Here is a 24,563-nt window from a genome sequence, read left to right on the forward strand (position 1 = left end):
TCTGTGTCGCTGCTGCCTTAAGTGCATTTATGGCTAATCCCGCTTATTCAGCCGAAAAAGTGGAAAAGGCCATCGATTTACCGGTAGTGATTAAACCAGCGCCAAAAAATACGGCACCGCAGCCTTATCGTCCGGTAGCTGGCGTAACGCCTGAACTGGCGCAGGTTGTCGTCTATTATCCGCAGGGCACCGTTCCTGCGACAGTCTATGTGGACCGCGAGCTGCAGTCGGTGCTGTTGCCAGGCCAGTTTACCGTCCTGTGTGCCGCACCCGGTGCGCACACGGTGGAATCCTGGTTCAACGACCAGCCGACCTATCAGGGCAAACAAAACCCGCAGCAGCAGCTCAATACCGAAAGTGCTCAAACCTATTTTATTCAGGTGAACCCAGGCACTACGGGAAATACGGCGGCGCTGGAGGAACGCGCGCGCGCGGAATCACTTCTGAAAAATATGCATAAGCAGACCAGGATTATTAATCGAGCCTCGCAGGTCAAACCCTGTGATTACGTTAATAATACCGGCATAGTGCTTATTCAGGAGCAGGTACTGTTCCGCTTTGCCGCAAGCAACACGGTGGGCATTTTTGCGGAATCTCGCCAGAAGTTGGATGAGGTAGTGAAATTTATCCGCCAGGCGAATAACGTTCGTGAAATTCAGATTATTGGTTATACCGATGCGATTGGTAGCCGTGAAGCCAACCAGCGTCTCTCTGAAGCGCGTGCGAATACGGTTCGTTCGTTATTGATTGAGAAAGGTATTAAGCCAGAGCTTATTAATAACACAGTTGGACAGGGGGTAGCACAAACCGCTGAAGGTTGTGGAACCAGTGCCACCCAGCAAGCGGCGGGTTGTAACGTTAATAGCCGTCGTGTAGAAATTTTAGTGAAAAGCCACTAATTATGCCTAAAGAAAATACGGATCGCAGCGATGCTTTCCGTATTTTTTTGCAGAAGCGAGGAAGGGTTAACGGCGATTATGCACACTGGGGTTCGAAAGCAAGAGGGCTGGCGCTGCTGTAGTATTTTTTCTTCTCCCTGATAATCTCGTTCTCGATTGACTCCCGGATGATCTCGCCACAGGAATATATTTTTTTCAACGAGTTAAAACCCAGTTGCTTCATAATATTATTGGTATAGGTGTAGGTTGTTTTAGGTTTAATGTTGTGCACGAGGCTAATGTCATCAATGGTGTAACCCGCAATCATCAGCTTCAACACACAAAACTCCATATGCGTCAGTTCGATGTATTTGTTAACTACCTTGCTTTTGCTGGGGTGACGCTGGGCATGCATTTTTTTGATGATCTCATCGTTCGTAAGATTATTTATGTTTACAAGACGATGCCTGAAATGGGAACAAATGCAGGAAAACAGTGTGGGAAAAATATCCGAATGATAGGCGATAATAACTTCTGATATGGTTGCATTATGCGCTTTTTTTCGAAGAGAGATCAGCCAGTGGAAGTAAATGATATTACTGTATATCGAGTCAGGTAAAACTAAATATAGGGTAAAAAAAGAGCCCCTCCTGACCTCTTTAGTCCAGGAAAAAAGATTCTGTTGATTGTCAAAAGAGATGACTTTCTCTTTCCTGAATGTTTCTGAAAGCAAATGATGTAGACCGATATTGCTAAACTGACATCGTGATAAAATAACTTTAGACGTATCCATTGGTATTCCTTTGGTTAACTTGAATGGAAGGAGTCCATCTTCGTAATGTTGCATACCGACAGACAGGTACTACGGTATGAATATATTTATATTTTACACGACATGAATAAACTATTAATTAAGAACACTCCTTCAGTAAATGGGAATTGTTAACCTCGCAGGAATGTAATTTCACGCTGACATTAATGTAAGAAAGCGATGTTTTCAACCAGGAATAATCCACATATCCAGGACAGGCAAAACATGTGATGGTTATAATTTTATAAATAATGGCTTGCTGGATTTCTTCCTTACGGGAAGCATGTCGTTTGGCCGATTAATTAAAGAGAGTGTCGTTGTACAGGGATGACATTGTGAAAAGCATGAAAAAAATCGCGGTTCTGTTTATTTTAAGTTCTACCTTACTTCTTGCCGGCTGCCAGATCGCGCCGGGCAGCCATATCGATACCTCCGGAAAAAAAGTGGTTCATTCGCAGGAGAATAAGCAGAGCGAGCTGGATATTCATGTTTATCCCGTCACACCTGCGCTGATAGCGCAGCTGCGGGAAAACGTGGCTGTTGCCCAGGGCAATGCAGAGCTAAACAAGCGCCTGGAGGCGTATGAATACCGTATTGGTGTTGGCGACATTATTATGGTGACCGTTTGGGAACATCCGGAACTCACCACTCCATCAGGACAGTATCGAAGCGCCAGCGATACGGGAAACTGGGTACATTCAGACGGAACTATTTTTTATCCCTACATCGGGAAAGTTGTCGTGAAGGATAAAACGGTGACGGAAGTCAGAGAGATGATTACCGGGCATCTGGCGAAATATATTGAGTCTCCTCAGGTGGAAGTGGGGATTGCTGCGTTCCGTTCACAGAAGGTCACGGTATCGGGTGAGGTAAACCAGTCTGGCCAGCAGCCTATTACTAACGTGCCGCTGACGATTATTGATGCAGTAAACCAGGCCGGTGGCCTGACGGAAAATGCCGACTGGAGCAATGTGGTATTAACCCAGGGGGGCAAAAAGTCGACAATTTCGCTTCAGGCCCTCATGCAGTATGGCGATTTACAGCAGAATAAATTGCTTTATCCGGGCGATATTCTCTATGTCCCACGCAATGACGATTTAAAAGTGTTTGTCATGGGGGATGTTGTTAAGCAGAGCACCATGAAAATGGATCGCTCAGGCATGACGCTGACGGAAGCGCTGGGGAATGCTGAGGGGATGAATCAGCTAACCAGCGATGCCAGCGGGATATTCGTGATCCGTTCTGAGGCCAAATCAGAAGACGTAAACGAGAAACGTGCGGCGATCTACCAGCTCGACGCGCGAGATGCTACTGCACTGGTACTTGGAACAGAATTTAAGCTCAAGCCTTACGACATTGTCTATGTGACATCCGCACCAGTTGCGCGCTGGAACAGGGTCATTAACCAGCTAATGCCGACCATTACGGGTATCTACAGCCTGACGGAAACGACTCGCTTTGTGAGAAACTGGGGAAATTAATCGTGAAGGGGCACTATAACGCCATCCTGGTGGTTTGCACGGGCAATATATGTCGTTCTCCGGCGGGAGAACGAATATTGCGTTCCTGCTTGCCGGAAATGACGGTGGACTCCGCCGGGATTTCAGCACTATCGGGTGAATGTGCCGATCCCGTTATTCTGCAAACCGCCCGGAATTATGGATTTTCTCTGGAAGGGCATATCGCACGTCAGCTCACCCCAGCGATGTGCCGTGAGTACGATCTTATCCTGACGATGGAGAAGAATCATATTGAAGCGGTAACCCGGATGGCCATGGAGGCCAGGGGGAAAACGTTTTTATTCGGCTACTGGCTTCAGCAGCTCGAAATTGCCGACCCGTACCGCCGGGGACGTGAAATATCAGATTTGATTTTTAAACAACTTTTATCCTCTGCTGAAGAATGGGTAAAGGTTTTTCAGCAGATTGAATAAGTAAGGCTGATTACCGTATGAATAACAGATACGTTAGCAACGATCCTCCCGATTATCTCCAGCGCGGGGAGGAGATTGATCTTGTCCATATCCTCAAGGTTTTATTTTATAGCAAAGTGTGGATAGCGGCCACGACTCTCCTGTTTATTGTGTGCGGCATTATTATTGCTAACACTTTGACGCCCATTTACAAAAGTGATGCGTTAATTCAGGTTGAGAAAAACCCTTCTCTGGGAATATTAAGCAAGCTGTCCCCTGTGCTACCTGAGGGGGCAGGGGTAAGTTCTGAATCAGAAGTGTCGTTAATAAAATCACGCCTGGTGATTGGAAAAACGGTGCGCGATTTAGGGCTGGATATCGTCACGACTGAAAAAACCTATCCTGTAGCCAACGGCCTATTGCAACGTCTGTTCGGTCATCAACCGGCGAAAATTGCGATTGCCTATCTTTCCGTACCGGAACCGTATATCAATCAGCCCCTGAAGCTGGACATGGTTCAGTCTGGAGGCTTCGTATTATATGTCGGAGAGTCCATTGTTGAGGGCAAAGTCGGTGTGCCTGTCCACACTGACGACGTTGATTTCCTGATTGACAGCGCTCAGCTCACTGAAAATACTTCATTTATTATTATAAAGCGCAACGAGTATTCTGTCATCGAAGAAATAAAGGAGAGACTCTCCATTGATACCAAATCGGGTGGGAACGGCATGTTACATTTGAGCATGACTGGCCCCGAACCGGTGATTATCAGCAAAATACTCGATAATATAGCACATAACTATCTGGCTCAGGACGTTGCGCGGAAGTCAGAAGAGGCCAGTAAAAGCCTGGCTTTTTTAAATAAACAGTTACTGCAAATCAAAAGTAATTTGATAGAGGCTGAAAGTAAACTTAATGAATTTCGGAAGAATAATGAGTCTGTTGACTTATCATTAGAAGCGAAATTTATTCTGGATAATGTTGTTGCTATTGACACTCAACTTAATGAACTGACGTTCAAGGAAGCAGAAATCTCCAAGCTGTATAAACGAACGCACCCTGCGTATAAAGCATTGTCAGAGAAAAAAGCGATTCTTGTTGCAGAAAAAGAGAAGCTCAACCAGCGAATTAGCGCGATGCCCAGCACGCAGCAAGAGATCCTGAGTATGACCCGCGATGTGCAGATGGGTAATGACATTTATCTGGTTTTACTGAATAAACAGCATGAATTAAATATCAGTAAGGCCAGTACGCTGGGCAACGTGCGTATTATCGATCGCGCGGTAACGCAGCTGAAGCCGGTCAAACCTAAAAAGCTGCTGATTGTTATTCTGTCAGCCATGCTCGGTTTCCTTTTCTCATCGGGGATCATCCTTGTTCGCAACATGCTGATAAAAGGGATCAGGCAGCCGGCGGAACTTGAGATGCGCGATATTCCAGTGTATGCGGTTGTTCCCCTCGCTCCGGAGTTGACGAAGCGCAGACGGTGCCGTGCGATCCCGACGTATCAGTCTGATGAGCTGCTGGCAAATTCAGCCCCAACGTCGCTTGCGATAGAGGCGCTGAGAGGGCTTCGTACCAGTCTCCATTTCGCCATGCTTAAAGCCGGTAATAACATATTAATGATCTCCGGCACCTCTCCTGGGGTAGGGAAGTCATTTGTCTGCTCCAACCTGGCTGTCCTGATGGCTCAGGCGGGAACACGGGCATTGTTGATTGACTGCGATTTACGCAGAGGATATTTGCATCGCATTTTCTCAAAGACCGAGAGCAGAGCCGGCCTGGCTGATTTCTTAACGGAAGGCGGCAATATCGAAAGCGTTATTCAGAAAACCGAATATTCAGGAGTGGATTTTATCGGCCGCGGGCGCATGGTCACTCACCCGGCGGAACTCATCATGACGGATAATTTTGCAGAGTTGATAAGGGCATGCTCAACGTTGTACGACGTGGTAATCGTTGATACCCCTCCCATCCTGAGCGTAACGGACGCAGCGATTATAGGAAGATATGCATCGACTTCCCTGATGGTGGTGCGGTTCGAACAAAACTCGATAAAAGAAGTGGAGGCGGGACTGCGCCGCTTTGAACAAAATGATGTTGCCATTCAGGGTACGATATTTAACGGTGTAGAAAAAAGGGCTGCTGAGTCTTACACCTATGGTGATTATTCTTATCAGGATTAGCGCATTGTTTTTAATAAAGGATGAGTCATTAAGGCAACAGGAAGTCTACTATTCCTAATGTCAAATGACTTGTTCCTAATCAAAAGTGCCGAATAAGTGGTGCAGTCTGAATGCCATTCCAGATCAAAAATGACAAAATTAATCTTAATTACGCGCTTGAGTCTAAATTAACGAAAAGGTAGGGAACCCCAGGAGGTCAATGATCATAGGAAGTGAAGATTTTATTTAGAGTGGCGAAATTATAATTCCTAGAGAATGTAATGATTCCGTAATAAAGAGTAGGTAATAATGAAAAGTAATAAGAATAATGTCTTTCAATTAGAACTGAAGTGGCACCCTGTTGCCGCTTCAGTTCTGCTCGCTCTGCCGTTTGTTGCGCACACTGCAGAGATCAGCATGAAGAACGGTGTCGTTTCTTCTGTCGGCAACGTGCCTGTTATCAACATTAATAAAGCCAACGATAAGGGGCTTTCACATAATGTGTATGACAAGCTAAACGTAGATAAGAACGGTCTTATCTTTAATAACAGCGTTGGGGGTGCGAATACAACCCTGGCGGGCCAGATTCAGGGGAACAGCAACCTGACCTCCGGTGCAGCAAAAGTTATTCTGAACGAAGTCACTTCTAAAAATGCCTCTGCAATTAACGGCATGATGGAAGTTGCGGGTGATAAAGCCGATTTAATCATTGCCAACCCGAACGGAATTACCGTTAACGGCGGTGGTTCTATTAACACCAGTAAGCTGACCCTGACTACCGGTACGCCAGATATTCAGAACGATGCGTTAGCCGGTTATTCTGTGAATGGTGGAACCATTACGCTGGGTAAACTGAACAACTCCAGCCCGACCGAAATTCTGTCCCGCAACGTTGTGGTGAACGGTAAAGTCACCGCCAACGAGCTGAACGTTGTTGCCGGCAATAACTACGTTGATGCAGCAGGCCAGGTGACCGGTTCGGTAACGGCCGCCGGAACGCGCAATGCTAACAGCATTGACGTTGCTGCTCTGGGCGGTATGTATGCCAATAAAATTAACCTCATCAGCACCGAGAGCGGTGTGGGCGTGCGTAACCAGGGCGTTATTGCTGGCGGCATCGGCGGCGTAAATATTGACGCTAACGGTCAGCTGCTGAACAACAATGCGCGCATTGAATCCTCTGGTCAGATCAATATTAAAACCAAGGGTGCACTGAACAACACCACCGGGGATATTACTTCCGTCGGTACCATTGCGCTGGACACCAATAAAAATAGCCTCAACAACAGCCGTTCGGGCAATATTTCGACCATGGCAGACCTCTATGTAAATAGCGGTGCTATCGACAATACCAACGGAAAGATTGCGGCTGCAGGCATGCTGGCGGTAGATACCAATAACAATACCTTAACCAACTATGGAAAAGGTGTTGCTGTAGGGATTGAAGCAGGAATTGTTGCGTTAAAAACCGGCACCCTGAATAACAGCAACGGTCAGATCCTCGGCGGATACGTTGGCCTTGAGTCTGCTTCGGTAAATAACAACAGCGGTATGGTTGACTCTCTGGGCGATGTGAACGTCGTCAGCGGCGGTAACGTTGATAACAACCGCGGCATGCTCCGTTCTGCCGGTGGTTTCACCAAGATTGCAGCCAAAGGTACCGTTAATAACGGTTCAACCAAAACGGCAGATACCGCCAGCGATGACTCTTTAGGCATTATTGCCGAGAAGGGCGTGCAGATTGCAGCGAACAGCATCAACAACAACGGTGGGCAGATGGCGTCGAATGGCGATATCTCCCTGGAAAGCGCCGGCGCTATTGATAACTACTCTGGCAAGCTTAACTCCAACAGCAAAGTGATTGCTAAAGCGGCCTCCCTGCGTAACGACAACGGCGGTGTTGCAGGCCGTACCGGCGTGAGCGCGGCGGTTGGCGGCAATATCACCAACTACATCGGCGTCTTCAGCTCTGAAGAAGGTGATGTTGCCCTGGCGTCGAATGCCCTGAACAACCGCGGTGGCTTCATTATGGGACAGAACGTCTCCATTAATACCAACGCTGGTGTGAACAACAACACGGCATTTATTGTAGCCAATAAGGTTCTGTCCGTAACGGCCGGCGACAATATTGAAAACCGCTACGCTGATGATTTCGGCACTGCCTTCGGTACCTACTTCGGTATGCCGCAGCAAAATGGTGGAATGGTCGGCAAGCAGGGCGTTTCGCTGTCTGGCAACTACATCTACAACAGCCAAAGCCGTATCGTTTCGGAGGACGGTCCGCTCACAATTCTGGCGAAAGGTACCATCGACAACAGCCGCGCGTTACTGGTGAGCGGTGGAGATGCAACCATCAAAGCTGGCGGTACGTTGAACAACAACTACTCGACCATCTACAGCATGGGTAATATGGCGATCGACGCCAACAGCCTGAGCAACTACAGCGATGGCGCGCTCGAAGATAACGATGCAACGGGCGTTATTGCGGCTGATAAAAACCTGACCATGAACGTGAAGGGCAGCCTGACCAACTACGGCTGGATCAGCAGTCTGGGTGATGCCATCGTCAACATTCTGAACGGCTCTTTCACTAACCGTAATACCGTTTCTGCCGAGAAATCACTGACGGTTTCCGCGCTGACCGGTATCGACAACCTGAAAGATATCGCTGCTGGCGAGCATCTGGTGGTGAACAGCCAGCGTGGCGTGACCAACAGCTCCAACAGCAACATGGTTGGCGATAAGGTTACGATCTCCGCGGGCTATGACATCAATAACCGTGGGAATATCGTTGCTGACAGCAGCCTGGCAATGAGCGCGAAAGGCAATATCTATAACGATCTGAATATGATCAGCTATGGCGATGCGACCTTAAGTGCCAATACCATTGATAACAACTCGCGCAAAATCAAAGCGGTCGGTGATTTAACGCTGACTGCCGCAGGGAATGTTAACAACAGCCGCGGTGAAATCAGCGCTGAGGCTGGCGACGTGACCATTACTGCTGGTGGTACGGTTGATAACTACTACGGTCAGATCCTGTCCGGTAGCGACATTGCCCTGAAAGCCAACCGACTGAACAACGATTACGGTCAGGTTGCCGCCTACGGCAATATCGATCTGGCTCTGACGGGTAATTTCGACAGCAACCGTGGCTCTGTCCTTTCTCAGACTGGTGACATCAAACTGGCTGCCAACACCGTTGACAACAATAACGGTTTGATTGCTGGTAAGAACGTTACCGTCGATGCAAAAGGCACCGTGTACAACAACACCGCCATGATCGTAGCTGATAAGAAGCTCTCTGTTACTGCGGCAGGGAATATTGAAAACCGTGACGGTAACAACTTTGTTCGTAATCACGGCGAAACCTTCGGTGTGACGGGCGATGTTGGCGGCATGATTGGTCGTCAAGGCGCGTCGCTTTCCGGTCAGAACGTCTACAACAACAACAGCAGCATCATCGCGGATGAAGGTGCGCTGAGCGTACTGTCTAATGGGACGCTGGATAATACGCGTGCAATGCTGGTGAGCGGCGCGGATGCCGTCATCAAAGCAGCGGGAACGTTCTATAACAACTATGCAACCACCTGGAGTGCGGGCAACCTTGACGTCACCGCAGGTACGCTGAATAACTACAGCGACGGCAGCATGGAGAACAACACCGCGACCGGCGTTATCGCGTCAGATAAGACTCTGAATCTGACCGTTGATAACAACGTCACCAACTATGGCTGGATCAGCGGTAAAGGCGATCTGAACTTCAACGTCCTGAAAGGTGCACTGACTAACCGCAATGCCATCTCTTCAGGTAATGCATTGGCAATTAATGCCGCAAACGGTGTTGAGAACTATAAAGACATCGTAGGCGTCACCAGCGCAAAAATTGATACTCAGCGTCATGTCACCAATAACGCCAACAGCAATATCCTCGCGCAGAATATCGCGATTAATGCCGGTACCGACATTAACAACCGCGGTAATATCGTGAGCGATTATACCCTGCTGGTGAAAACGGCAGGCAATATTTATAACTACCTGAATATGGTGAGTTATGGTGTTGCCGGTATCACCGTCAACAACTTGACTAACAGCGGTAGCAGCGCCGTGTTCGGCGGTCTGTCTGGTATGGAACTTAATGCAAATAAAGTCACTAATACCGGCGACGTTGTAGGTCTGTAATTTATAAGGTGTAACAAAAGGCAGCAGCTATCGCCTGATAGCGCAAAGTCAGAACGAGACCCTGCTGCCTTTTTTTCTGAGAAAGTTAATGGAATCGCGATTTAAATTTTTACCGCTATTGTTGCTGTTGAGTTTTCACGCCTTCGCTGAAGATGGCATAAACAATCTTATCAAACAGCAGCAAAATGCCGATCTGAATACTTTCAAAGAGCAAAAGGTTTATCGGCAGGACGTTTATTCCAGCACCGAGCGTAAAGTATTCAGGCTGAATGATTTACCGCAAGAAGAGAACTGCTTTACGATTACGTCGCTCGTTCTTAAAAATGATTTTCTACAGCGTAAGACCGACAGGGCCATTAAAAAAGAGATCCTGGGCCGCTGTGTAGGCAGTATTGGCGTGGTAAAAATTGCCGCGGCGCTGCAGGACTTTTATATTGATGCGGGTTACATCACGACCCGAATTACGATCCCAACGCAAAACATTTCGTCCGGCACGCTGAAGCTTGACGTGAGCGCAGGGAAAATTGAAAAGATTATTGTCGACAGTAGCGACATTAATCCGTGGATGCTGCCTTTTGCGAAAGAAGACATCCTGAATATTCGCGATATCGAGCAAGGGCTGGAAAACCTCCAGCAGGAGCCGGGCGTTGACGTCAAAATCAACATCGAACCGGGTACAAGGCAGGGCTATAGCACGATTCACATCCGCACCAACCGCGTGAAAAACTGGAGCGTGCGCGCGAGCTATAACAACTGGGGGGTTAAAGAGACGGGGCAATACCTGACCTCTGCGGTGGGCTACCTGTATAACATCGCCCGGTTCAGTGACCTGTTTTATCTGGCGGGAACAAAAAGCACAAACGGCCGCTATGAAAGTGTGAGTGGTTACTACGCGCTGCCGGTAGGCTACTGGAACTATTCTCTGTTCTACAGCACCAGCAGGTCGCGTCAGACCATACCGCTTTTCTACACCAGCGTAGACTATGCGGGTAAAAGCGATTACGCAAACGTCAAAGCATCGCGCACGCTGTATCGGGATAAAACCCGTAAGGTGAGCGGCAGTGCAGAGCTGATACGCCGGAAATCAGGCTATACCGTTGATGGCGAAGCGCTGGTCTTACAGAAGCGTGATATGGATAACGTTAAGGTTGGCGTTAACTATAAGCAACAGTTAGTGAATGCTCACTGGGACTCCTCACTCTCCTGGCAGCGTTTTTTAACCTGGTTCGGGGCAGAACATACGCCCGATATGGTCTACGGCGACGTCAGTCCCGTTAGCCAGCTGGTGAACGTTGAAAGCAACTACACCCGCCAGCTCGGCAGCAGCGTGTATAGCGCCTTTTTTTTGGCGCAATACGCACCGCGTGAGCTGACGCTTCAGGATCAGATGACGATAGGCGATCGCTGGAGCGTGCGCGGGTTTGAAAACAGCGTTGGCCTTACCGGAAACAGCGGATACTTTCTGCAAAATACGTTTTATCATCCGGTGCGTGGAATTGACGCTAATTATTATTTAGGCGTTGACGCGGGTCACATAAGACGAGACAGCCAGTATGGCCAGGAAATTATCATCGGCAGCACGCTCGGTATTCAGGGGAACGTGAAGAGCCTGGCATATGATTCGTCCATCTCAATGCCGATAAAATTCCCCGGCAGCATGGACGTGAACAAATTTAATTTTAATCTGAATATTTCTTATCAGCTCTGAACAGGGAAGCATGACACATGCGTATCGGCACGGACATCGTGGAGGTTTCGCGAATAAAGCGGGCGATAACAAACTGGCAAAATGATTTTTTACAGCGCGTCTTTACCCAGCAGGAAAATATAAAAATTAACCGGGAAGATCCGAACTATGAACGCGCCTCGGGCTTCTGGGCGGCAAAAGAGGCGATGGTTAAAGCGCTTGGTTGTGGATATCGCGACGGGATTACGTTTAAAGATATTGAAATTAGCCATGACGAACTGGGCTGCCCCCATTTCATTTTTTCCGGGCGAGTCAAAGAGATGCTTGACGACAAGCAGCTCAAGAATGCCTCGCTCAGTATTTCGCATTGTCAGAATTATGCGACTGCCGTTGTCATACTTTATTAACCTAATTATTTGTGAATATTATGTATCAATATAACGATCTGAAGGCAAAGACGGTTCTGGTTACCGGAGCCAGCGGTGATATTGGTCTGGCGATCTGTGCGAAGTTTCTCGATCAGGACTGCGATGTGTATGCGCTGTACAAATCGAATGCCGTGCAGTTAACGGAGCTGAAAGAGACGCATCCTGCCGGGAACAAGCTGTCGATTATTCAGTGCGATCTTGCCGATCCGCAGAGCGTTTCTGCGCTCTGTGCTCATCTGACGCAAGCTGCCGGAAAGCTGGACGTGCTGGTCAACAATGCCGGCATTGTCAAAGACAGCCTCTTCGCCTCGATGAGCTTTGATGATTTTAGTCAGGTAGTAGACACCAACCTGTTCAGTATTTTCCGCCTGACCAAAGAGGCACTAATGCTGCTGCGTTCGGCGGAAAGCCCGGCCATCATCAACGTGGCGTCCATTGCGGCCATTATCCCAAGCGTCGGGCAGGCGAACTACAGTGCCTCAAAAGGGGCGATCCTCGGATTTACCCGTACGCTGGCAGCCGAGCTGGCGCCGTACGGCGTGCGCGTTAACGCCATTGCGCCGGGAATGATTGAATCCAAAATGGTCAAAAAAGTTTCCCGCACGGTAGTGCGCGGCGTTACCGCGTCTATTCCATTGCGCCGGCTGGGTAAATGCGACGAGGTGGCGAACACCGTCGTTTACTTAGGATCGACAGCGTCCAGTTACATTGTGGGCCAAACCATCGTTATCGATGGCGGCCTGGTGATGCGGTGAGTTATGTCTAAATACGTTATCCCCTCGAAGATCTTTCTGGAAATGGGCGGCTGGCGTCAGCCGCTGCTGATGGTCGACAGAATTGATGACTTCAAATACGGCGAAAATGGCTTTGTGAAGGTGACGAAGCACATCACCTATAACGAACCTTATCTGCTCGGGCACTTCCCGGACGATCCGATCATGCCCGGGGTGATTATTTCTGAAATCTTTGGGCAGGCCAGCGAATACCTCTCGTTCCTCACCGATATCTGCGACATCTACGGCGAGACGTACGGTGGCGAACTCAAATCGTTACGCGATATCCATGCGCTCATTCAGCGTGATGAAATGCGGGAGATCATCCGCACCCGCCGCGCGCAGGTGCGCGGCGTACTGGCTGCCCAGAATTTAAAATTTAAGGATATTGCCTACCCTGGCGACTCGATTGAAGTCACCAGCAAGCTGGCATTTTCTGATGCTCATGGCTTTAAGCACTACTCCGTGACGGCAAACGTCGGAAAGCGATTAATCAGCCACGGCACAATTATTAATTACCGCGAAAGTAAGTAAACCCCTGAGAGAGTTAATACCATGTCTACAATGAAAAACGAAATTGACCAGCGCAAGGATGTGCTGATAACAATTAAAACTGAGATTATTCAGCGTTTGAATATTCAGCGCGATGAATCTCAAATTGATGATGATACTGCCCTGTTTGGTAATGGCTTAAAACTGGATTCCGTTGATGCAACGGAAATCGTGGTCATGCTGGATAAAGTTTTCGATATTAAAGTCAGCGAAAGCGACGATCCTTCTTATATGAGAAGTATCAACAATCTGGCAACATTTATCATCCAGAAGAAAAAAGCGTAATTCACCATTGCGAATAACAGGATCCCGTTATGACGTCTCTTTATGATTTTCATTTGAAAAACAATGCGAAAATGGGCATTTATAACAATGCCAACGTGCCTTCTGCCTACCACGACCCGATGGTGGAATATAAAGCCGTGCGTGAAAATGCTCTGCTGGTGGACTATTCCCACATGTCCATCGTCAGCGTGATGGGCGATGATGCCTGGGCTCTGGTGAATTACTATGTCTCTGCGGACGTTTCTATTATCCGTGACGAGCAGGGGATTTACTCTCTGGTACTGAATGAAGACGGTACCGTGCGCGGTGACGTGTATGTCCTTTGCGCTTCAGACGGCTACTACATCATGTCTGAAAACATTCCGGCAGCGGAAATTATCGCTGGCCTGAATGCCCTTCTGGTAAAAGCGGACGAACTGGATATTCAGGAAACCCCGGACATTGCTGATATGCGCGAGCAGAACTGGGGGGCCATCATGGTTGAAGGGCCATACTCCTGGGAACTGATGTCTGAGATCCACGGTTTCGACGTTATCGGCCTGCCTTACTATGAGTATATGAATACCGACGACGAGCTGATGGTATTCCGCTGCGGCAAGCACGGCGAGTTCGCCTATATGGTTGTGGGCCAGCAGGAACAGCTGCTGGAGCAGTGGCAGCAGCTGCTGGAGCAGGGGGATAAATATCAGCTGAAGACCGGCGGTCTGGACTACCAGAAAATCGTGCGTATCGAAAACCCTGGCTGGGACGAGGCGCTGTGGGCTGGCTACCGCCTCAACCCGGTAGAGCTCCAGATGCAGTGGGCCGTACAGTACGACAAAGAAGGCTTTGTGGGTAAAGAGGCAGCGGAAGCGTTGTCCCATAGCGAAGGCTCTCGCAAGGTAATCGGCATGATTGTCGAAGGGGAATGTGCGGGTATTGCCTCAGGCGACAGCGTACTGGTTGACGGTCAGGAAGTCGGTAAAGTGGCGAAGGCTATTTTCTCTCCAGCCCTGCAGTGCGTTATTGCGCTGGCACTGATTGAGAATGAATTTGCCTGGTCTGATATTAGCGGCTTTGATATTCAAACCGCTTCTGAAAACGTCGCCGCGAAAACCAAAGGGATGCCTTTCATCTATAACCTGAGCATGCTGGTTAATCCGACCGAGAACAGCTTTGTTGATGCATCTAAAGCAAAAAGCGCGCTGTAGTTAATTATTCACTGAAACAGTGAGGGATAGTCGTGGATTAATTAATGCCACGGCTCCTCTCATGCTGTTACTTGTCTGTACACGGTGGTACATAGTTATGAAGACAAACCGGAAACGCGTTGTTATTACCGGGATTGGGATCCTCTCCTCGCTGGCGGATAACCTGCAGGATTTCAGAGACGCATTATTAAATAAAAAAAATGGCGTGACCGACAGCGTGCGTTTTTCAAAATGGTTTGAAAACGCCAGAGCGGCTGAAGTTTTGCATGATATTGATTATTCAGAATTGCCTGATGATGTGATTGCATCTCTGGATAATGCTGCACTCTGGGCCTACAAGGTCGGAAAAGATGCGCTGAACCAGGCGGGCTTGGCCGAAAATAAGGCTCACCTGAAAGACACCGGCCTGATTGTGGGCGTTTCTTCCGCCGGCACCGAGGCGTTCTTACCGCTGTTCGAACAACGTATGGAAGATTTCTCCCTGCGTAAAGCCTTATTCTCAGGCGGTTTCTCTTCCTGCTGTTCCAGCGTTTCTACGCTGCTCGGGCTGCAGGGCGGGGTTGAGCTGGTGGCGACCGCCTGTACGGCCAGCCCGAATGCGGTCGGGATGGCGTTTGACTATATCCAGAACGGCAAAAGCAAAACGATGCTGGCCGTTGGGACAGAGCCAATCTACCTGCCAACCTTCGCTGGGTTTTACGCCCTCAACGTGATGCATCCCGAAGCCTGCACGCCGTTTTCCGGCAACTCCGGCATGTCGATTGGCGAAGGCGCGGGTGCCGTGGTGCTGGAAGAATATGAGCACGCCGTTGCGCGCGGTGCCACCATTTACGGTGAAATTCTCTCCTATGCCACCTCCTGCGATGCGTTCCATGAAACCGGACCGGATCCGCGCGCCAGCGGCGCTGTGCAGGTAATGCATAAGGCGATGGAAAACGCGGGCGTCACCCCAGAGCAGATTGAGTACGTCAACGCCCACGGTACCGGCACTGAAGCGAACGACCGCATCGAAACGCTGGCGATGAAAAAGGTGTTCGCTAACAACGAAAAGCTGCTGGTTAGCTCTACCAAGTCTTACTTCGGCCACAACATCGGTGCGGCGGGGATCGTCGAACTGATCGCCTGCCTGGTTACGCTACCGGATAACCGCGTGCTGCCGACGCTGAACTTCAATAACGCGCGTCCTAACTGCGATCTGGACTACGTGCCGAACGACTTCCGCGATCGGAAAATCAACCTCTTCATGAAGAACAATTATGCGTTCGGCGGTAATAACTGCAGCATGATTATCAGCATGGATCCGTGTTCCGTTCCGGTCAGCGTCTACGACGAAAAGCGCGTCGCGATCTCCGGTCTCGGTGCCGTCTCCGCGATTGGCCACACCGTTAACGAGATCCTCGACAACGTCTGGAAGCAAAGCCAAAGCGTAGAGCTGGGGGGCGTCACCTTCCCGGAAGACACGCTGGCAGAAGCGAAAGAGCTGCTGGATGTTCTCGAAACGACCCGTCAGTTTGAGGACCTGTTCGGTGAAGCGTTTAGCGATCTCACGGCAACCCGTCCGGAAGCGAACGAGCACTTCAAAACCTTCCAGGTCACCGGCCTTGAGCCGCGTAAACATCTGCGTCGCTTCGATCCGCGAAAAGCCACCCGTGGCGGTACGTTTGCGCTAATCGCGTTGTCCGAAGCGCTGGAGCAGGCGAAGCGTAAAATTAAACGTGATGGCGATGCGCTGGGTATGGTGATGGGAATGTCCAGCGGCCCGCAGGAAACCACCTACAAATATCTGCAAAGCCTGAAGCCCGATCCGCGCAAGGTCAGAACCTCTGAATTCCCGGGCTCGCTGATGAACTCTATCCCAACGTTCTGCGGCATTTCCGAAGGGATCAAGGGCTATACCACCACGCTGGCGACCGGGGAAAACGCGGCACTCGGCGCATTAACCTACGGCTACGAAATTGTGCGTCAGGATCTGCAGCCGCAGGTGCTGGTGGGCGGTGCGGACGAGTATTTCCCCTCAATGTCTCTCTACATGGATGCGGTCACCCGGAAGCTCCATATGACCTCTGACGCGCGGGATTATCACATCTACGGTAACGATCCGAAGGGTTATATCCCAGGCGAAGGTGCGTGCATGCTGCTGCTGGAAGATCCGCAGCGCGCGGCGGAGCGTGGCGCCGAGGTGCTGGCAGAAGTGGTTGGTTACGGCAAATCCTGTAGCAATAGCTATTTTGACGCCTCACAGCAGGGCGAGAAATCTGCCTCTATGGCGCTGGCCATCGCCCGCGCGCTGAAGGATGCCGGCATGACGGCGCAGGAGATCGACCTGGTCTGCGGCACCAGCAAAGGCAGCGATGAAAGTTCACGCATTGAAATCGATGCGATCGCTGAAGCCTTCGCGCAGGCAAAACCGGACGTGCCTGTGGTGAACTATAACGCCTGCTTTGGTTTTGTCGCGTCTGCTGCCGGGCTGCTTAACCTGGCGGTCATCATTGACTGTATTAAGAAGCAGGCGGTTCCCGCTATTCCTCATACCGTTGAGTTCTTCGATAAGCGAATTAACTTCGTTCGTGAACCGTTGAAATTGGCCCTTAAGCACGTGCTGCTGGTGGGCGCGACGGAAGGCGGCAACTACTACGCGTTTGTGATTAAAGGATAATATTGTGGATAATGCCGCTATTATTTCGGGGTTCAGTTCCTGCCTGCCGTTTGCCGAAGACAGCCTTCAGCTTATGCAAAACCTGAAGCTGGGCAAACGCGTTGAAAGAAAGCCCTGGTTTAAATCCGACGACGAGGCAATTAAGTGTGGGTTCGATGGCAATAAGCATATTGCCACGCTGGATCATACGGATGATAGCGCATTAGATCTGCTTTATCGTCTGATTGACGATGCACTCGCCCAGGCCGGGCTGGATGTCCAGTGGCTGGGCGGGTGTAACGCTCGCGTTTATTTAACCGGCATCGGCCCTCGGGTCGATGGTATGGCCTTCAAGAATTTTTATAACAAAAATGATGTTGAAGATATTTATCTTTCAAAATCATTAATGACGCTGCACGTCGACAATATGTCGCAGGACAAGATTGCAGGACATATTGCGCGTAAATATCACCTGCAGTATCTCCCCCCCAATATGAACTGCACCAGTAATTCAGCGATGACGGCGGTGCATTTAGGCTGTCAGGCCATCGAGCATGGCGGCGTTGATATTGTGCTGGTGGTGAATTGCTCAAAAATTAAAACCCAGGATATCTGGTTCCTCGATACCCAATCGATGCTGGATACGCACCTGGTTCAGCCTTTCGGTGAGAACAGTAAAGGTGTTCTTTTTGCGGAAGGATACAGCGCGATTCTGCTCGAAAATGCGCGTCACCGCCGCGCAAGGAAGGCAGGCTCCGGCGTGCGGCTGCAAACCACCTACACGCAGATTAGCGCCGGAAGAAGCAATGACAGCTCATGGCTCAGCACCAATATCCTGAAGGTGATGCAGGCTGCGATGAAAAAAGCGGACCTGAGTGCGGAAGAACTGTGCGCAATCATGCCGCACGGTAACGGCTCATCCATCAGTGACAAAGCGGAAGCTAAAGCAATAGCGGTCTTCGCTGAGGAAAATACCATTCCGGTTCTCGCCTACAAAGGCCAGATTGGCTATACCGCCACCGGTTCAGGAATTGTCGATTTAATTATTGGACACCATACGTTATCGCAGCAAGAGCTTATTTCCCCGGTGGGGAATGACACCATTATTGAAAGCGTTGCGCAGCATGTCCTTATTGACCAGGGCATTATTGGGCACCACAAAAAACATCTTCTTAAAGTCGGCGTTGGCGTGGATGGTTCAATCATTGGTGCCGTGATGTCTGATATTCACCGGGGCCTTTGAAGGAGCGTGGAGAGCCATATGTATTTATCCTCATTTTCGCTTGTTGAGCCGGAAGATAAATTTTATTTCTATCAACCCAGCTGGTTAAACGCCTGGGAAGCACATTTATTTAATAAGGCGCTTAAATCTACCCACGCCAATGGATGGGGATTAAAACGTTTTGGTACGCAGCCGGACCTCTACCCGGGAGAGATGATCCGTAACCCTCACTATCAAAAATATCTTGAGGCGATGGAGAAGGCGGCTGATGACGCGCTGATGGCGCTGCCGACCAAAGAGCGTATGAAGCTATTAAAGCAGCGTACGGCATTTATCTACGTCGATTCCTGGGGCGAATCCGGGCCGTTTGAGAATATTTCCAGCGCGTTGCACATATCAACGATCGATACGCTGCCGAAAAACCTGGTCAAGAAATTCTCGGTTAACGCACCTACGTTCAAGCTGCGAAGCGAGAAGCAATCTTTCGTGCAGGCCATCGCTCTGGCGAACGATTACCTGAGCTGGGATGTTTTTGATTTTGTGGTGATTTGTACGGCTTACCGGGCGATCCCCATCCTGGTGTTTTCTGATGAAGATATTTCCCTAAAGTGGGGGGAGAAACGCAGGGACAAGGCCGAAGACGTGAATTTAACGGTTGAACGCGCCGGATGTTTCATCTTCAGCCAGCAGGAGAGCGCTATTCGGGTGAAGGGGGGGCAATACGTCATGGCCGATGCCATCGAGCACACCCAGGTTCCTGAACAGATTGCGTTTTCGGGCCTGCGCAAAGACCTGCTGTCTCGCTCGGCGCTGCCCGCGAATAACACGCTGTGTCTGGTTGATCTCTACGGTGCCAGCGGCTGCCTGACTCCAGCGTTAAGTTTCGCCTGGCTCAAACAACATGCTGATTTTTCGGGGCGATTAAGAACCATCGTTCCCGACAAGCAGTTTGGCTACAGCTATTTCGACATTGAATATTGCAAGGAATAACGACATCTCCATGAGCGGAATAATTAAAGAACTCCCAATGATATCGTTGAACAATATCTATAAGAGTTATGGCTCGGGCGAAGGCAAAGTCGATGCCCTGAAAAATATCAATCTGGAAATAGAAAAAGGTGAATTTCTGGCGCTTTGCGGCCCGTCCGGCAGCGGTAAAAGTACCTTGTTAAATATCCTCTCGGGAATTGATAAACCCACCGTGGGAACGGTGATGTTTCTGAAAAAATTACTCAACCATCTGCCGGAAGAACAGCTCGCGGCGATCCGCGGTAGACACCTGGGTTTTATTTTTCAGTTTTTCAATCTGATACCCGTATTGAGCGTATTCGATAACGTCTTTTTCCCGCTGGTGTTAAACGGCCATGTCGGAAAAAAAGAAGCCAGAGAGCGGGCGCTGCATTTTATTGAGAGCGTGGGGCTTGCGGGATTTACCGAACGTAAACCGGGCCAGCTTTCGGGCGGGCAGCAGCAGCGCGTGGCCATCGCCCGGGCGCTGGCACACGACCCGCAGGTTGTCATTGCCGATGAACCGACCGGAAATCTCGATCTGGTCACCGGGGAAGCCATTCTGGATCTCCTGCTGAAAATTAATCAGGAGACACGCACCACTTTTATTATTTCCACGCACTCCAGCCAGCTTAAAGAGCGTGCACGGCGCGTGGTTGAAATTAAGGACGGAGTTTTAGTTCATGATTCACAAACGTAATTTTTTCCTTCTCTGCTGGTTTCTGCTGTGCCTGGCCTATGCCGGAAACATCAAAGCTGCACCGGCACCGGTAGCCGAGCACGTCATAAAAAGCGGTTTCCCGATGGAGGCAGACATGCTCGCCGAGATGACGCAGTCGCTCTTCAAGGAATACAAAGCCAACGACAATCCTCTGTCTCTGGTTTTCTATGCCTACGGTACGCTGCGTCAGGCCGACTATTTCCTTAAAACCAATGACTTTATTCGGGCATCTGAGTTCGGCAAAACGGGTTTTTTCTACCTGGATGAGGCGGTCGATCTCTATGCAGAGAACCCGCTGGTGCGCTACATGCGCGCGCGAGTCGATGCGTATTTGCCTGCGGCTATCGGACGCTGTGTGGTGACGTTAAACGATACGGAACAGATGCTGAAAACCCCTGGCATATTCAATGCCGGTTTAGTGGAACACATTAACGAAATGCGCTATCGCGCGCTGTTGAGTTGTAAACGCAAGAAGCAGGCGGACGCGTTACTGGCTGAAATAGAGCTGCGTAATGCCAGTACCGCATCGTCTCTGGCATCGGGCAATGCGCCAGAGTGGGATATCAACGAAGTGACAGAAGTCCTGTTACCGCTGGTGAAAGGGAAATAAATGTCCGGGGAAATGGTGTTCGCGATAAGCGTTGTTGTGTTGATCCTGCTTTTTGTCCTCTGGTGTGTATTATTTCGTTCGCGGGACGTAAAGTTTGCTTTCTTAAATCTGTTTCGCCACAAAAGGCGCTCGTTTTCAACGATTGCCGCCATTATGTTAGGTGGCGTGTCGATTTTTCTGTACGGCGGTTTTATTGATTACTCCTTTTGGATCCTGAAAGAGCAAACCATCCGTACTAACATTGGTCATGTTCAGATTTATAATAAAAACTATTTCGAAACATCCAATAAAAACAAAAGTCTGATCGAAGATTACCCGGCATTAAAGAAAGCGATCCTCAACGATCCGACTCTGGCCGAGAGTATCTCGACGCTCTCCGGCCAGCTGGAGTTCACCGGTGTTATTTCGCAGTATGAGAGCGAAACCTCCAGCTATTTCTCCGCGCTGGGCGTAGAGCCGCTGCCGGCACTGAAGCTGGGCTCGTTTGATAAATTAATCATCGGCAGCGATCTGTCCCGCATCCGTACGGATGAAATCACGCTTGGGAGCGGGCTGGCGAAAACGCTCAATGCCCACTATGACGACTGGCTGGACGTGCTGGTGGTCAACACGCAGGGCGGACAGGGCGCGCTGTCAATGAAGCTTCGCGGCATCTTTGAATCGGGCATCAAAGATTACGATGACGTAGCGATGAAAATTCCGCTGGATACTGCGCAACGTATTATGGGCACCGCTAGCGTGAGTAAGGTGCTGATCCTGTTAAAAGAGGACGATACTGCCGCGTTCACGGCGAAACTGCGTCAATTTATTGCCGACCACAAATTACCGTTAATCGTCAAAGACTGGAAAGAGGCCTCGATATTTTATCAGCAGGTCGAGGGGCTTTTATCAGGGATCTACTTCTTCATTAAGCTCATCGTTGGTCTGATTGTCATCTTTATGATCGGTAACTCGATGACGATGAATATTATCGAGCGCACCCGGGAAATTACCACGCTCAGGGCGATTGGCCTGAAGCCGCTACACGTGACTCGCCTGTTTTTGCTGGAGGGCATGTTCATCGGCATTATCGGCGCGTTGGGCAGCCTGGCGATTGGTTATGCCATTGCTGCCGTGATTAACCTCTACGGTATCGCGATGCCGCCGTCGCCAGGGCAATCGCAGGGCTACACGGCATTTATCAAAACCGACAGCGCCGCGCTTAACTGGATAACCCTGGTATTGCCGATCCTGGCCGCGACGGGAGCTTCAGTACTGCCCGCGCTGCGTGCTTCACGTCTCAATATTTCGGATGCATTTAAATTCTCGTAAGGAAACGATATGAAAGTTCGTGTTATTGCTCATCTCCTGATGGGGGCGTGCCTCTTTTCAGCAGCGGCTTATTCTGCCGCGGCTGACGAACGCGCGCTGGAAATTATTCGCCGTGCGGATGAAGTCCGTTCGCCAAATAAGCCGTTTCGCTACACCCTCACTATTCATGAATTTAAAGCGGGCGCCACACGGCCCGAAAATAAACAGGTGCTGGATATTTCCATGCGCTTTATGAAACCAGAGGGGGAAATCAAAGCGGATGCCCGCTCCCTGGCGCGCTTTGTTTATCCCCCGCGCGACAAGGGCAAAGTGCTGCTCTCAGACTGGTACGATCTATGGTTCTACACCCCTGAACTGCGCCGTCCGGTTCCCGTCTCACGCCAGCAGCGGCTGATTGGGCAAATATCCAATGGCGACGTGATTGTCACCAACTTTGAATATGCCTACGACGCCTCGCTTAAGGGAGAAACTGCCTGCGGTGAGGCGCGGTGTTACGTGCTGGAGCTGGTCCGCAAATCTGCGGAGGTCACCTGGCCGAAGGTGATGTATTACGTCGAAAGCGTGGGAGATAACCGTCCGTATAAGGCGGCCTATTTCTCTCTGGATAATAAGTTAATTAAAGAAGTTTTATATCAGGATTTCCAAATGGTATTAGGCAAGATGCGGCCGATGAAAATTACAGTGAAAGAGGTGCGTCACGGTAACAGTTATTCCGTCATGGAGTACAGCGACGTCCGTCTGGAGTCGTTACCTGAATCGGCGTTCACTCGCGAGTCTATTCAGCGAGGTGTGAAATGAAGCGCACGTTGACCGGATTAACCCTCGTGCTTTCTGCTCTGCCGGTAAGCGTGTTTGCTGACTGCCTCTCGGGTAATGACGTCGCAAAAAACACGTCCGTGACGTTATATGAGCAGGTGTCCGCCGTTAAAAAACAGATTTCAGACTGGCGAATCAATGGTCGAAACCCATATACCAGACACAATATCTATAACGATGCCGGAGTGAATGTTTCAAGTCGCTGCTCGTTGATTGATAATGCGCTTGATCTGGACTTTTCCGTCTATGGGCTGACCTGGTACACGCCGCGCAAGCTCGGGGCATTTGAAGAGGACGATCGCCGCTCGCGTCTGCTAATTGAGCGGCTCAAGCTTGCCTATACCGTGTCGGACAGCCTGCAGCTTGAGGTTGGCAAACTCCAGGCCAGGCAAGGGCTCTTCTTCCTGCGCTCGCCTTCCGATCTCACGCCGCATTATTACGACGGAGCAAAACCAACGCGGATTTACGATCCCGAGCTCCGTACGGCTTATCAGTCCTCTTCATGGGCGGCAACGCTGTCGATGGACAACCGGGATGAGTCGTTCTCGCTGACGGTGATTCCGAAGCTGGCCTCAATTGATAAATATTATCTGACCTCCGGAAACTGGTCTGCAAACCAGCGCGGCAACAGCAGTGAGTCATGGCTGCTGGGCTATACCTCTCACGCCTTCCGTGACCATACGCCGGGTATGCGCGTTCTGATGGGCGATTCGCATTCGGTTGCGCTTTCAGACAGTTACCACTACACCCCGCAGCTCACCATCAGTGCCGAAGTGGCGTGGCATGCGGAGCAGCGCTGGCGCCATCTGTCGGACGAAAAAACTGCTGAGCTGGCGCGATATGAATTCCCCGACTCGCTGTATGAAACAGAGGATAAACAGGGCGTGGAGGTGGCCGTTGGTGCGCAATACACCTCCGATACCTTCAACGTGTTTGGACTGGAATATTACTACCAGAGCGAAGGCTATTCGCGCTCTGAGTGGAATAAACAGCGTGACCTGATGACCTTTTTGAACACCGCGACAGGCTATGCGCCGCTCGACAGGGCATTTGATTCCTACAAGTACCTGATGGCCTCCGAGATAAGCAATACGGGCAATAAAGGCATGCTGCAGGGGAAACACTATCTCAACGCCTGGTCCAGCGTGCAGTTCACGCATCAGATCGCCGCGCAACCCTATTTGATCCTCAACCTGATGGATCAAAGCACCCTGACGGGGCTACACCTCAGCGCACCGCTGACCTTTATTGATGACCAGCTGGAGGCCTATACCGGCGTCTATTCAGCACTGGGTAGCGCAAATTCTGAGTTTGCCTTCTTCGGCGATGTCGCCGGTGGCTATGTTGGCTTTAAGTATTATTTATAAGGAAATGACA

At 50.0% G+C, this 24,563-nt stretch carries 20 protein-coding genes; 19 read left to right on the plus strand and 1 reads right to left on the minus strand.

Annotated elements, in window-relative coordinates; translation table 11 throughout:
• The first annotated feature begins 29 nt into the window (after positions 1-29).
• Positions 30-899, plus strand: a complete 870-nt coding sequence (locus tag ACOTX1_RS19965; protein WP_223237575.1) for an OmpA family protein — start codon at positions 30-32, stop codon at positions 897-899.
• Between the two features lie 76 nt (positions 900-975).
• On the opposite strand, the gene ACOTX1_RS19970 is transcribed toward ACOTX1_RS19965, so the two are convergent.
• Positions 976-1,671, minus strand: a complete 696-nt coding sequence (locus tag ACOTX1_RS19970; RefSeq protein WP_023315445.1) for a helix-turn-helix transcriptional regulator — start codon at positions 1,669-1,671, stop codon at positions 976-978.
• Between the two features lie 362 nt (positions 1,672-2,033).
• Here ACOTX1_RS19970 and ACOTX1_RS19975 point away from each other — a divergent pair, with 362 nt between their 5' ends.
• From ACOTX1_RS19975 to ACOTX1_RS20060, 18 genes are all read left to right on the plus strand, one after another.
• Positions 2,034-3,170 (plus strand): polysaccharide export protein, encoded by a 1,137-nt coding sequence (locus tag ACOTX1_RS19975; protein WP_023315446.1) that lies wholly within the window; start codon positions 2,034-2,036, stop codon positions 3,168-3,170.
• Positions 3,171-3,172: 2 nt separating this feature from the next.
• Positions 3,173-3,622, plus strand: coding sequence for a protein-tyrosine-phosphatase (locus ACOTX1_RS19980; protein WP_023315447.1), 450 nt, complete (start codon positions 3,173-3,175; stop codon positions 3,620-3,622).
• A gap of 17 nt (positions 3,623-3,639) precedes the next feature.
• Positions 3,640-5,787 (plus strand): polysaccharide biosynthesis tyrosine autokinase, encoded by a 2,148-nt coding sequence (locus tag ACOTX1_RS19985; protein WP_032608588.1) that lies wholly within the window; start codon positions 3,640-3,642, stop codon positions 5,785-5,787.
• A 288-nt stretch (positions 5,788-6,075) separates the two neighbouring features.
• A complete protein-coding gene (locus ACOTX1_RS19990) occupies positions 6,076-9,948 on the plus strand; it encodes a filamentous hemagglutinin N-terminal domain-containing protein (RefSeq protein WP_023315449.1) in 3,873 nt (1,290 codons plus the stop codon).
• Between the two features lie 88 nt (positions 9,949-10,036).
• Positions 10,037-11,656, plus strand: a complete 1,620-nt coding sequence (locus ACOTX1_RS19995) for a ShlB/FhaC/HecB family hemolysin secretion/activation protein (RefSeq protein WP_023315450.1) — start codon at positions 10,037-10,039, stop codon at positions 11,654-11,656.
• A 17-nt stretch (positions 11,657-11,673) separates the two neighbouring features.
• Complete coding sequence (gene acpS / locus ACOTX1_RS20000) at positions 11,674-12,042, plus strand: holo-ACP synthase (protein WP_023315451.1); 369 nt, start codon at positions 11,674-11,676, stop codon at positions 12,040-12,042.
• 20 nt (positions 12,043-12,062) lie between these two features.
• Positions 12,063-12,818 carry an SDR family oxidoreductase gene (locus tag ACOTX1_RS20005; RefSeq protein WP_023315452.1) on the plus strand — a complete coding sequence of 252 codons (756 nt, stop codon included), beginning with the start codon at positions 12,063-12,065 and terminating at the stop codon, positions 12,816-12,818.
• Positions 12,819-12,821: 3 nt separating this feature from the next.
• Complete coding sequence (locus ACOTX1_RS20010; protein ID WP_023315453.1) at positions 12,822-13,370, plus strand: 3-hydroxyacyl-ACP dehydratase FabZ family protein; 549 nt, start codon at positions 12,822-12,824, stop codon at positions 13,368-13,370.
• A gap of 21 nt (positions 13,371-13,391) precedes the next feature.
• Positions 13,392-13,673: an acyl carrier protein gene (locus ACOTX1_RS20015; RefSeq protein ID WP_023315454.1), complete on the plus strand. Its 282-nt coding sequence runs from the start codon at positions 13,392-13,394 to the stop codon at positions 13,671-13,673.
• A 29-nt stretch (positions 13,674-13,702) separates the two neighbouring features.
• Positions 13,703-14,863: an aminomethyltransferase family protein gene (locus ACOTX1_RS20020; RefSeq protein ID WP_023315455.1), complete on the plus strand. Its 1,161-nt coding sequence runs from the start codon at positions 13,703-13,705 to the stop codon at positions 14,861-14,863.
• A gap of 97 nt (positions 14,864-14,960) precedes the next feature.
• A complete protein-coding gene (locus ACOTX1_RS20025) occupies positions 14,961-17,519 on the plus strand; it encodes a beta-ketoacyl-[acyl-carrier-protein] synthase family protein (RefSeq protein WP_023315456.1) in 2,559 nt (852 codons plus the stop codon).
• Positions 17,520-17,523: 4 nt separating this feature from the next.
• Complete coding sequence (locus ACOTX1_RS20030) at positions 17,524-18,741, plus strand: beta-ketoacyl synthase (RefSeq protein WP_023315457.1); 1,218 nt, start codon at positions 17,524-17,526, stop codon at positions 18,739-18,741.
• 18 nt (positions 18,742-18,759) lie between these two features.
• Positions 18,760-19,710, plus strand: coding sequence for a hypothetical protein (locus ACOTX1_RS20035; RefSeq protein WP_023315458.1), 951 nt, complete (start codon positions 18,760-18,762; stop codon positions 19,708-19,710).
• Between the two features lie 10 nt (positions 19,711-19,720).
• Positions 19,721-20,428 carry an ABC transporter ATP-binding protein gene (locus ACOTX1_RS20040; RefSeq protein ID WP_023315459.1) on the plus strand — a complete coding sequence of 236 codons (708 nt, stop codon included), beginning with the start codon at positions 19,721-19,723 and terminating at the stop codon, positions 20,426-20,428.
• Positions 20,412-21,059: a hypothetical protein gene (locus ACOTX1_RS20045; RefSeq protein WP_023315460.1), complete on the plus strand. Its 648-nt coding sequence runs from the start codon at positions 20,412-20,414 to the stop codon at positions 21,057-21,059. Before ACOTX1_RS20040 ends, ACOTX1_RS20045 begins: the two co-directional genes overlap by 17 nt.
• A complete protein-coding gene (locus ACOTX1_RS20050; protein ID WP_023315461.1) occupies positions 21,060-22,370 on the plus strand; it encodes an ABC transporter permease in 1,311 nt (436 codons plus the stop codon).
• Between the two features lie 39 nt (positions 22,371-22,409).
• Positions 22,410-23,168, plus strand: a complete 759-nt coding sequence (locus tag ACOTX1_RS20055; protein WP_032610179.1) for an outer membrane lipoprotein-sorting protein — start codon at positions 22,410-22,412, stop codon at positions 23,166-23,168.
• Positions 23,165-24,553 (plus strand): hypothetical protein, encoded by a 1,389-nt coding sequence (locus ACOTX1_RS20060; protein ID WP_023315463.1) that lies wholly within the window; start codon positions 23,165-23,167, stop codon positions 24,551-24,553. Before ACOTX1_RS20055 ends, ACOTX1_RS20060 begins: the two co-directional genes overlap by 4 nt.
• The last annotated feature ends 10 nt before the right edge of the window (positions 24,554-24,563 follow it).

The organism is Enterobacter cloacae complex sp. IR5401 (assembly GCF_049238425.1).
GTDB lineage: Bacteria > Pseudomonadota > Gammaproteobacteria > Enterobacterales > Enterobacteriaceae > Enterobacter > Enterobacter hormaechei_C.

Bases quoted from the DNA above. Each gene is read 5' to 3' on its own strand.
- ACOTX1_RS19965 (WP_223237575.1), top strand. From the start codon at position 30: ATGGCTAATCCCGCTTATTCAGCCGAAAAAGTGGAAAAGGCCATCGAT.
- ACOTX1_RS19970 (WP_023315445.1), bottom strand. From the start codon at position 1,671: ATGGATACGTCTAAAGTTATTTTATCACGATGTCAGTTTAGCAATATC.
- ACOTX1_RS19975 (WP_023315446.1), top strand. From the start codon at position 2,034: ATGAAAAAAATCGCGGTTCTGTTTATTTTAAGTTCTACCTTACTTCTT.
- ACOTX1_RS19985 (WP_032608588.1), top strand. From the start codon at position 3,640: ATGAATAACAGATACGTTAGCAACGATCCTCCCGATTATCTCCAGCGC.
- ACOTX1_RS19990 (WP_023315449.1), top strand. From the start codon at position 6,076: ATGAAAAGTAATAAGAATAATGTCTTTCAATTAGAACTGAAGTGGCAC.
- ACOTX1_RS19995 (WP_023315450.1), top strand. From the start codon at position 10,037: ATGGAATCGCGATTTAAATTTTTACCGCTATTGTTGCTGTTGAGTTTT.
- acpS (WP_023315451.1), top strand. From the start codon at position 11,674: ATGCGTATCGGCACGGACATCGTGGAGGTTTCGCGAATAAAGCGGGCG.
- ACOTX1_RS20005 (WP_023315452.1), top strand. From the start codon at position 12,063: ATGTATCAATATAACGATCTGAAGGCAAAGACGGTTCTGGTTACCGGA.
- ACOTX1_RS20010 (WP_023315453.1), top strand. From the start codon at position 12,822: ATGTCTAAATACGTTATCCCCTCGAAGATCTTTCTGGAAATGGGCGGC.
- ACOTX1_RS20015 (WP_023315454.1), top strand. From the start codon at position 13,392: ATGTCTACAATGAAAAACGAAATTGACCAGCGCAAGGATGTGCTGATA.
- ACOTX1_RS20020 (WP_023315455.1), top strand. From the start codon at position 13,703: ATGACGTCTCTTTATGATTTTCATTTGAAAAACAATGCGAAAATGGGC.
- ACOTX1_RS20025 (WP_023315456.1), top strand. From the start codon at position 14,961: ATGAAGACAAACCGGAAACGCGTTGTTATTACCGGGATTGGGATCCTC.
- ACOTX1_RS20035 (WP_023315458.1), top strand. From the start codon at position 18,760: ATGTATTTATCCTCATTTTCGCTTGTTGAGCCGGAAGATAAATTTTAT.
- ACOTX1_RS20040 (WP_023315459.1), top strand. From the start codon at position 19,721: ATGAGCGGAATAATTAAAGAACTCCCAATGATATCGTTGAACAATATC.
- ACOTX1_RS20045 (WP_023315460.1), top strand. From the start codon at position 20,412: ATGATTCACAAACGTAATTTTTTCCTTCTCTGCTGGTTTCTGCTGTGC.
- ACOTX1_RS20050 (WP_023315461.1), top strand. From the start codon at position 21,060: ATGTCCGGGGAAATGGTGTTCGCGATAAGCGTTGTTGTGTTGATCCTG.
- ACOTX1_RS20055 (WP_032610179.1), top strand. From the start codon at position 22,410: ATGGGGGCGTGCCTCTTTTCAGCAGCGGCTTATTCTGCCGCGGCTGAC.
- ACOTX1_RS20060 (WP_023315463.1), top strand. From the start codon at position 23,165: ATGAAGCGCACGTTGACCGGATTAACCCTCGTGCTTTCTGCTCTGCCG.